This window comes from Alteromonas sp. AMM-1, assembly GCF_047290655.1.
Classification (GTDB): Bacteria; Pseudomonadota; Gammaproteobacteria; order Enterobacterales; family Alteromonadaceae; genus Alteromonas; species Alteromonas mangrovi.
The window spans coordinates 1-8204 of the sequence record NZ_JBLBUE010000151.1; the positions used below are offsets into that span (position 1 = coordinate 1).

Below are 8204 nucleotides of genomic sequence, written 5' to 3' on the forward strand. Positions count from 1 at the left end.
ATTCTTGTTCTTCAACCTGTTGTGACATCACCTGCAACGAAAGCGGATAACGCACGCCGGTTTCAAGCTCCAGTGACTCGGTATGACGGGATGCTTCAACCTGATCAGAAGGCAGCAGGATGAGCAAACCAACGAATGCGCTGGCAGCAATCAGACCCAACCGGTGAGGTCTTGGTAGTTGCTTTAACATAGTAGACATCAATTTAGGGTGTATTCTCTTTATCATAACAGCCTGAGAATAGCGGTTTACAAGGGGATAAGCTAGGGGGAGCGCTAATTTTCCTGTTTGAAAGCGACGAATTTAGCAAAGATCTGCTACAGATCGCGGATAAAGGGTTTTAATAGCGGGTTTGCCCGCGTAAAATGCCCGCCCAGAACGAAGTTAGATGGAATCCAAGAAATGAGCGACTGGCAAGCTGCACTGGCCGAGATCAAGCGCGGGACTGATGAGATCCTGCCGGAAGAAGAATTAATTACCAAACTGAAAACCGGTAAACCGTTAACCATTAAGGCGGGCTTCGATCCAACAGCACCCGATTTGCACCTGGGGCACACGGTGCTCATCAACAAATTGCGTACTTTTCAACAGTTAGGCCACAATGTGGTTTTTCTGATCGGGGATTTTACCGGCCTGATTGGCGACCCAACGGGTAAAAATGCTACGCGTAAGCCACTGACCAAAGAACAAGTACTGGCCAATGCTAAAACGTACCAGGAGCAGGTATTTAAAATTCTGGATCCAGCAAAAACCCAGGTGCGTTTTAACTCAGAATGGTTTGATGAGTTTGGCGCCGCGGGCATGATTAAACTGGCAGCAAGTCAAACGGTTGCCCGTATGCTTGAGCGTGACGACTTTAAAAAGCGTTACAGCAATGGTCAGCCAATTGCGATCCATGAGTTTCTGTATCCACTGGTACAAGGCTGGGATTCAGTAGCATTGAAAGCCGACGTAGAACTGGGCGGTACCGACCAGCGTTTTAACCTGTTAATGGGCCGTGAACTGCAGAAAGAACAGGGGCAGCCTCAACAGGCAGTGCTAATGATGCCATTGCTGGAAGGCTTGGATGGCGTTCAGAAGATGTCTAAGTCGCTGAATAACTACATTGGGATCACGGATGAGCCGAACGACATGTTTGGTAAAATCATGTCGATTACTGATGATCTGATGTGGCGCTACTATGATCTGCTGAGCTTTAAGCCACTGGAAGAGATTGCTGCCCTGAAACAGCAAATGGCTGACGGTGCCAACCCGCGCGACATTAAAATCACGCTGGCCAAAGAAATTATTGCCCGCTTCCATTCCGACGAAGCCGCGGAAGGCGCGCATCAGGACTTTATTCAGCGTTTCCAGAAAAACGCTATTCCCGATGATATGCCTGAGGTAACGGTTAATCTGGTTGATGGCGAAATTGCCATTGGCAATCTGCTGAAAGAAGCGGGCTTAGTGGACTCAACGTCTGACGCCATGCGTATGATCAAGCAGGGCGCGGTTAAAATCGACGGTGATAAGGTTGAAGATACTCGCTTAGTCATAACCGAAGCGTCAGAACGCGTGTACCAGGTAGGTAAACGCAAGTTTGCCCGCGTTACGCTAAAGTAAGCTAATTTGCTGAAACAAAAAGCGTGTTATCGGCTTGCCGGTAACACGCTTTTTTTGTAGGTGCTGCTTCAACTAGAATTTAAGCAGCATTTCCGCCGCAACGCATTCACAAATATCGGGGCAAACCGGGCAATCGTAACCTTCGTACATTGCTGCTTCCCGCCATTTGTTGGGGTGTTCTTTAATCAACACACCACCGTTTCTGCTGAAGTAGCGAAACGCACTGTTGCCTGGACTGGCAAGCCAGATATGGGCTAAGCCTGCTACCGCGCCTTGCTCCGTTGCACTTTGTTTGGCCAGATTTAATAACGCAGTGCCGATTCCATATCCTTGCATGGTCGGATCCACGGTATTGCATTTGAAGTAACATACTTTTGCAGGATCGACACCCCACAGTTCAGGGCTGGCCCATTGGTCAATCGGCCATTGACCCGGCGCAAAGCTGAGCCTGAAACCCACCATTTCATTGTTAAACCAGGCAACATGCCCGCTGTTGATGCCGTCTTTTAACCCCAGCGTATAGTACTGGCGAAGGTTTTCTTCGTTCAGGTAGCCGTCGCCCTGCACCCGGTTACCCAGCGAAATAATGGTGTCGAAGTGCTCTGGTAACAGAGGCCCGTAGGTGACCAATTCAGGATTTCTTTCCAAGATCTATCCCCTGTAGATGAACATCCAACGCATCCAAAGAGATGCGAATTTCGCGAACTGATTGCCACAGACTGTACAGTAAACACACCAGACTGGCAGCAAACAGCCAGTTTCCAACCAGCTGATAAGACAAATAAATAGCCAGCATCGACAATACGCACAAAAAGAAGCTGAATACGCCGGCTTCCTGCATTCGCTTAATAAAATGAATGCGTTTACGCAGATTCAGAATTTGCGCTTGGGTATTTTCGTTGCTGTTGGTTTTATCAAAGTGGCGGATCAGTGAGGCCAATGTAAGAAAACGATTGGTATAAGCCAACAACAGCAAGGATATTGCCGGAAACAACATAGCCGGCGTTGCAATATCAATGGTCATAGGAATAGTAATTTGCAGGGGGTGAATTTGAGCTGCAATGATGCCGCGAATTGTATCTGATGTCTACGTTGGTTCGGCCCCGCAGGCAAGTATTTTATTGTTGTTGGTGCGTTTGCCAGGCCTGCATGTCACCCGACAGGTGGTAGAGCCGGGTATACCCCAGTGCATGCAATTGTTCCATGGCAATTTGCGCCCGGCGACCCGACCGACAATACACTAACAGCGGCGTATCAGTGCGTCCCAATGTAGCCAGGTGACTGCTTAATAATTCATGCGGCACATTTACCGCATCCGGTACGTGGGATTCACTGAACTCTTCTACCGTTCGCACATCCAGAATTACCCCGTTAAAACCCTCGGCTACCAGCTGCTCAACACTGACTGGTGTTACATAAGACAGGTTGTCGTTTGCGAGCGCTGGCCATACAGATACACTCAGGTAAATACCTAGTATTACTCGCTGAATTAACTTCATACCTTCTCCATTGATAGACTACTCAACGTCCCGGGATCGAACCGCATCAATGCGCTCACATAACTCGCTAATAGCAGGCACTATCCGCAAGGAGAACCGATGCAACGCGTTAGCGTCGGCCTGAATCAGCGGTGCCTTTATCAGCGCGTCGTGACTTGCCCAAAACGATTGTAGCACTTGTTGCGGTTGATCGCTGGCCGCTATTAATAACGCGGGTTGGCGATTTATCACCTGACGAAGGGTAACCTGGGGGTAATCAATCGGTGAATCATTAAAAATATGCTCAGCCCGGCATAACGACAATGCCTGGTTTGCCCAGGCGCCAGCGCCAATGGTCATTAAGGGTTGCTGCCACAAATAGTAAAAAACAGTAATTGGCTGGCTGTGAGCATACAGGCTCTCAATGTTCGCCAGTTGAGCCAGGTATTGCCCGGTGAGTATTCTGGCTTGTTCAGAGCGTCCTAACTTTGCGGCCACCGCGGTAATTTCCGATGCAATGTCCTTCAGTGTGTGCGGTTGAGACACAAATACGTCAAATCCTAATGATTGCAAACGGGCAATGTCCTGCGGTTTGTTGCCGCCGCCCCAGGCCAGGATCAGATCCGGCTCTAACGCCATTAACGCAGTAAAATCGACTCCCTGATAATCCGCCACAACCGGTAATGCTTTTGCTGCTTCCGGATAGTCGCTAAAGGCGCTAACGCCAACCAACTGCGATTCCAGTTCCAGACTGTACATCCACTCGGTTAAATGCGGCGCTAATGTAACGATACGGGGCTTGGCCCATGCAGGTGAGCAACAGAGGAGAACCAGTAATGCCAGATAAAACGTCTTCATTGTGATAATTGCCACAGGGTTAACATAACCAGTGTTAGCAGGGTCATGCCCAGCCAGGTTGCGCGATTGATGGCGCGCAGCACATAGGTTAAATCTGAGAACCGCACCTGATTAGCACCACCCACACGATGATGTCGCACGGTGCGATCCGCGTAAATGTTGGGACCGCCCAGTATGATATTCAAACTGCCACCGAACAGGGCCAGTACGGTACTGGTGAGATCGTTTTGCTTTGCCATTCGCCACGCAGCCATGCCTTTGGCGGGCGACGTTACCAGTAACAACAACAGTGTACCAATTACATAGCCTGGCCATATCAGCCATTGGGTAAGATAGTACGCAGGTTGGCTAAAATGGCTGAAGCCCGGCTGTTGACGGTGCCATTGCCAGCGGAATTCAAGTAACAAACGGTAGCTAAGTGCCGCCATCGGCCCAGCAACTAAAAACCAAAACAGTACACCAACGTATTGCTGCAAAAAGCGCAGTAAGTAAGACTCGATAGCGGCTTTGGCAATGCCAATGTCAGATAAGCGGTCGGTTTGTCGCGCCACCATATAACTCACGCGCTCGCGAGCCAGTAGTTTTTTCTGTTTCGACAAACAAGCAATCACGGCTTTGTACTGTTGTCTGGTGCGGTGAAAGCCCAGGCAGCCAAACAAAATAATACCGTCTATGACATACTTAAATTCCATCGCACTGATAATAATGGCGGTTACCACTAAGAGTGGCAGTAGCAGTACGATGATGCCCAGTGTGCCGGAAATTATATGTTGAGATGCTGGCGACGAGGCGTCCGGGCACACTCGTTTGCCCAGGTTCACTACCATTAACCGGAACAGCGTAACCGGATTAACGCGTTCGGGAATATGCCAGACCCGATCGATGAGGATCACCAGCAATACTGTCATTAGCGCAATTAGCGGGGGTGAAAGCGAGCTGGTGTCCATAGGATGTATTGATGTTCCTGTGTCAGGCTGGTTTAGCCAGTACAGCGATCATTTGCATTACCAGCTCAGCAGAGTGTTTAGCTGCTTTTTCCAGATACGATTGGAACGACACGGTTGAGGTTTTGCCGGCGATGTCGGATAGCGAGCGAATCACCAAAAACGGCGTGTTCAGCATAAAGCAGGTTTGCGCAATGGCGGCGCCTTCCATTTCTACGGCAGCCATGGCGGGGAATAATTCGCGCAGGCGCTGTGCAGCCTCATCGCTGCCGATAAATGAATCACCGGTACAAATCAGTCCACGCTTGGTGGTTACGTCCAGCGCGCTGCTGGCGGCCTGTTCTGCCGCTGCAATGAGTGCGTCGTTGCATTCGTAAGTGGCCGGCATGCCCGCCGCTTGCCCAAGCGCATAGCCAAAGTGAGTAATGTCGATGTCGTGGTGCAGTACGGATGTACCAATCACCAAATCACCAATGTTTAACTCGGTATCAAAGCCGCCAGCTGAGCCGGTATTTACCACGTAGTCGGGGGAGAAGCGGTCTATCAGCGCGGTGGTGGCCACAGCCGCTGCTACTTTACCAATACCGCACTTAACTACCACTACATCCACGCCGTGCAGCTTACCGGTAAAGAACGTTAAATGTTTCCACTCTTCAACCGACACATTTTGCAAACTGGCCTGAAGCAGCGCTACTTCCTGGTCCATTGCGCCCAGAATTCCGATCTTCATGGTATACCTTCCCAATGACTGAGTATTTTCAAATACTGCGTTTGATCAAATTAAAGTGCGAAAGTTTAATATGAATAACAATAAACGCATAGTAAATCGCCAAATTAATCTATACTACAAACTGTATGAGTTTAAAGGGATAGTGGTATGTACAAGCGCCTGCATTCGCGTATTGTGGTGTGTTTACTCTTTGCTTTTTTTTGTTCTGTCAACGTAAGCTTTGCGGATGAAAAACTCAACATTTCAGGTTTTGGCAGGCTGGTTGCGGGTTATCTCGATGATAATAATGTCTCGTTTGAAGGTTATACCAATGAGTTAACTTTCAGCGAACAAAGTTTGTTAGCCATACAGGCCGATTATCAACTTACCGACACAGTATCTGTTACCTCCCAGTTACTTGCTCACAATAATGCCGAACGGGATTCTGGCATCGAATGGTTTTATTTAAGCTATCAACCCAATGCAAACTGGTTATTTAAAGCCGGTAAAATGCGCACGCCGTTTTATCATTATTCCGACGTAATGGATGTGGGATTTGCTTATGCCTGGATATCTCCCCCCCAACAACTTTACAGTGCGTTTTTGTTTAACCAGTATGAGGGCATTAGCGGGATCCACCGGTTTGCCTTGGGGCCAGTGAGTGCTTCTGTTGAGCTTTACACTGGCAGTTATAATGGCGATACCAGTTTCCAGCAAAAGCGCTATCCAACTGACATTGATAACTTGCGTGGGATAGTCCTGAATGCCCTTGTGGGTGGAAATCTCAAATTGCGTAGTTCTTTCATTACCGCAGATTTTTCATTGGATTTAGAAGAGATTACGACTTTTGCTAACATCCTGCGAGGGGCGGGCTTTGTGGAAAGTGCAAACTCGCTCACTATGGAAGGCGAATTTGATATTTATCAGGCTGGCGCTATTTACGAAGAGTTTGATTACCATCTGGCCTGGGAATGGATGAAGATTTCTTCTAAAACCATTCTTGCTCCCAAAATTACCAGCTATTACGTGCAGGGGGGCTACGTATTTGATCCGATTACGGTGAATTTAACGTTTGCCAACCTCATTACCTCTGAAGTTGAGACTGCGAACGAGATTCCGTTTGGTGTGAACCCTGGTCTGGATCAGTTGTTCATTGCTTATAACACCACTCTGCAACGAACCAAGGCGTCAGATTTAAAAAGCGTTACGCTTGGCGTGCGCTGGGATGCGGGCGTGAACGTGGCCTTTAAAGCTGAAGTAACGCATTATCAGGGCGGGATTGGTATTTCTACCTTTGAGGCACTCTCTGAGAGCGCGGCGTATGCGTTTGATGAGCGGGCGAATTTGTATCAAATTGGAATGGAGTTTGTGTTCTGATGCGATATTTTATCAAAATGTCATTAATGTTGGTGTTTTGGGGGGCAATAGGGTCCAGCGAGTGCGTGGCTGAAAGCCGGGATGTAGTGGTTGTCGCTAACGTTGATAACAAAGACATTCGCCTTGATAAACGCGCTGTGCGTAATTTGTTTATGGGGAATGCGATAGACGTGTTGCTCGAGCCGGTCTCTTTGCCTCCGGAAACGTTAACCCGAGCGGTATTCAATACCAAAGTGATCGGTCTGACGGAGTCTAGGATCCAGTCCTACTGGTCGCAAATGCGTTTTAGTGGCCGTTCAAAACCGCCAAGAGAAATGCAGGATGTTGAGGATTTACTGGCGTATATTTCTACCCACAAAGGCACGGTGGCGTTCTTTCCTGCTGATGTGGATATTCCTGATCATTTAACTGTGGTGTATCAAACCGGGCAATAACAGGTCGTTACTGCCCGACTAGGATCATCAGGTGTTAAGCCGCAACTTGCTGGCCCGCTGTTTGACGACTTGAACGGACTGGGCGAGTTGGGCGCGTAGGCGCGGGTGGATTCATCTTGCTGGCATCCAGTTTAGCCTGCTGTTTACGAAGCGGAAGCAATTTGGTTTCTACACACTCGCGAACTTCTTCTACCGAATAACCCGATTTCACTTTAAAGCGCGCATGTGGAATACCCGCCGCATCCAGTGCGCCGCTTACAAACCAGTCGCGCTGAGTTTTGTAACCGTCTTTGCCTTGCTTGTGTACTAAATCGATAGCGAGTACCGGCGTCATGTCATCACGACGACACAAAACAAAATCGAGTTGTTTGCTACCAGCACGCAATAACGCCTGGCGCGCCTGACGTTTATTAGCAGACGTGCGCACTGCCAGTAAATCGTTTAGTCGCACCCGGGATACAATACGAAATTCCCGGCCAACGGCTTGTTCGAGTAAATTAATAAACGTGTGTTCAACCTGAGTAAACAGTTGTGGCTTTTTACGGAAAGGAAAACTCACACCGTGATCAACCAGCTTGAGCGCACCAATCGCAACAACAATCAGTAACATAAATAAGACAATGGCAAGTTCCATAATTTCCTCAATGTGTATCAGCCTGAAACGTCAAAAAAATGACTTTTCAGAGCCGTTAACAAACGTATTGAAGAAATTGCAAAGGCAATGCCAATAATCGAAGCAGGGTAGTAAGCCTATTCGGCAGAGGATGAATTGCCGGACGCAGTGGTATCGGCAACCACTAAAAT

Annotated in this window: 11 protein-coding genes; 3 read left to right on the top strand and 8 right to left on the bottom strand. The window is 48.5% G+C overall.

Features of this window, described 5'->3' with window-relative positions:
* The coding region (locus tag ACLR2L_RS16685) for an OapA N-terminal domain-containing protein (protein ID WP_413369692.1) at nucleotides 1-190 on the bottom strand (190 nt) is incomplete at its 3' end.
* A gap of 210 nt (nucleotides 191-400) precedes the next feature.
* Here ACLR2L_RS16685 and tyrS point away from each other — a divergent pair.
* Nucleotides 401-1600 (top strand): tyrosine--tRNA ligase, encoded by a 1200-nt coding sequence (gene tyrS / locus ACLR2L_RS16690; protein ID WP_413369694.1) that lies wholly within the window; start codon nucleotides 401-403, stop codon nucleotides 1598-1600.
* Nucleotides 1601-1672: 72 nt separating this feature from the next.
* Here tyrS and ACLR2L_RS16695 read toward each other — a convergent pair whose 3' ends face one another.
* The 6 genes from ACLR2L_RS16695 to ACLR2L_RS16720 form a co-directional block, all read right to left on the bottom strand.
* Complete coding sequence (locus ACLR2L_RS16695; protein ID WP_413369696.1) at nucleotides 1673-2248, bottom strand: GNAT family N-acetyltransferase; 576 nt, start codon at nucleotides 2246-2248, stop codon at nucleotides 1673-1675.
* The gene (locus ACLR2L_RS16700; RefSeq protein ID WP_413369698.1) at nucleotides 2232-2624 is read right to left on the bottom strand and encodes a DUF2721 domain-containing protein; all 393 of its coding nucleotides are present in this window, start codon (nucleotides 2622-2624) and stop codon (nucleotides 2232-2234) included. Before ACLR2L_RS16700 ends, ACLR2L_RS16695 begins: the two co-directional genes overlap by 17 nt.
* Nucleotides 2625-2718: 94 nt before the next feature.
* Nucleotides 2719-3099: a rhodanese-like domain-containing protein gene (locus ACLR2L_RS16705; RefSeq protein ID WP_413369700.1), complete on the bottom strand. Its 381-nt coding sequence runs from the start codon at nucleotides 3097-3099 to the stop codon at nucleotides 2719-2721.
* A gap of 18 nt (nucleotides 3100-3117) precedes the next feature.
* Nucleotides 3118-3936: a cobalamin-binding protein gene (locus tag ACLR2L_RS16710; RefSeq protein ID WP_413369701.1), complete on the bottom strand. Its 819-nt coding sequence runs from the start codon at nucleotides 3934-3936 to the stop codon at nucleotides 3118-3120.
* Nucleotides 3933-4883, bottom strand: a complete 951-nt coding sequence (locus ACLR2L_RS16715; protein ID WP_413369703.1) for a cobalamin biosynthesis protein — start codon at nucleotides 4881-4883, stop codon at nucleotides 3933-3935. The genes ACLR2L_RS16710 and ACLR2L_RS16715 overlap by 4 nt, the downstream gene beginning before the upstream one ends.
* A gap of 22 nt (nucleotides 4884-4905) precedes the next feature.
* Nucleotides 4906-5610 (bottom strand): 5'-methylthioadenosine/adenosylhomocysteine nucleosidase, encoded by a 705-nt coding sequence (locus ACLR2L_RS16720; RefSeq protein ID WP_140959150.1) that lies wholly within the window; start codon nucleotides 5608-5610, stop codon nucleotides 4906-4908.
* Between the two features lie 147 nt (nucleotides 5611-5757).
* On the opposite strand from ACLR2L_RS16720, the gene ACLR2L_RS16725 reads away from it, so the two are divergent.
* Both ACLR2L_RS16725 and ACLR2L_RS16730 read left to right on the top strand, forming a co-directional pair.
* On the top strand, nucleotides 5758-6966 hold the full coding sequence (locus ACLR2L_RS16725; RefSeq protein WP_413369705.1) for a hypothetical protein: 1209 nt from the start codon (nucleotides 5758-5760) through the stop codon (nucleotides 6964-6966).
* Nucleotides 6966-7400, top strand: coding sequence for a hypothetical protein (locus tag ACLR2L_RS16730; protein WP_413369707.1), 435 nt, complete (start codon nucleotides 6966-6968; stop codon nucleotides 7398-7400). The genes ACLR2L_RS16725 and ACLR2L_RS16730 overlap by 1 nt, the downstream gene beginning before the upstream one ends.
* A gap of 34 nt (nucleotides 7401-7434) precedes the next feature.
* Here the strand turns inward: ACLR2L_RS16730 and ACLR2L_RS16735 are convergent, their stop codons facing one another.
* Nucleotides 7435-8034 (bottom strand): DUF2726 domain-containing protein, encoded by a 600-nt coding sequence (locus tag ACLR2L_RS16735; protein WP_413369709.1) that lies wholly within the window; start codon nucleotides 8032-8034, stop codon nucleotides 7435-7437.
* Nucleotides 8035-8204 lie beyond the last annotated feature (170 nt).

What these genes read in the sequence shown, in the direction of transcription:
- tyrS (WP_413369694.1), top strand. Translation starts at nt 401, where the DNA reads ATGAGCGACTGGCAAGCTGCACTGGCCGAGATCAAGCGCGGGACTGAT.
- ACLR2L_RS16700 (WP_413369698.1), bottom strand. Translation starts at nt 2,624, where the DNA reads ATGACCATTGATATTGCAACGCCGGCTATGTTGTTTCCGGCAATATCC.
- ACLR2L_RS16705 (WP_413369700.1), bottom strand. Translation starts at nt 3,099, where the DNA reads ATGAAGTTAATTCAGCGAGTAATACTAGGTATTTACCTGAGTGTATCT.
- ACLR2L_RS16710 (WP_413369701.1), bottom strand. Translation starts at nt 3,936, where the DNA reads ATGAAGACGTTTTATCTGGCATTACTGGTTCTCCTCTGTTGCTCACCT.
- ACLR2L_RS16715 (WP_413369703.1), bottom strand. Translation starts at nt 4,883, where the DNA reads ATGGACACCAGCTCGCTTTCACCCCCGCTAATTGCGCTAATGACAGTA.
- ACLR2L_RS16720 (WP_140959150.1), bottom strand. Translation starts at nt 5,610, where the DNA reads ATGAAGATCGGAATTCTGGGCGCAATGGACCAGGAAGTAGCGCTGCTT.
- ACLR2L_RS16725 (WP_413369705.1), top strand. Translation starts at nt 5,758, where the DNA reads ATGTACAAGCGCCTGCATTCGCGTATTGTGGTGTGTTTACTCTTTGCT.
- ACLR2L_RS16730 (WP_413369707.1), top strand. Translation starts at nt 6,966, where the DNA reads ATGCGATATTTTATCAAAATGTCATTAATGTTGGTGTTTTGGGGGGCA.
- ACLR2L_RS16735 (WP_413369709.1), bottom strand. Translation starts at nt 8,034, where the DNA reads ATGGAACTTGCCATTGTCTTATTTATGTTACTGATTGTTGTTGCGATT.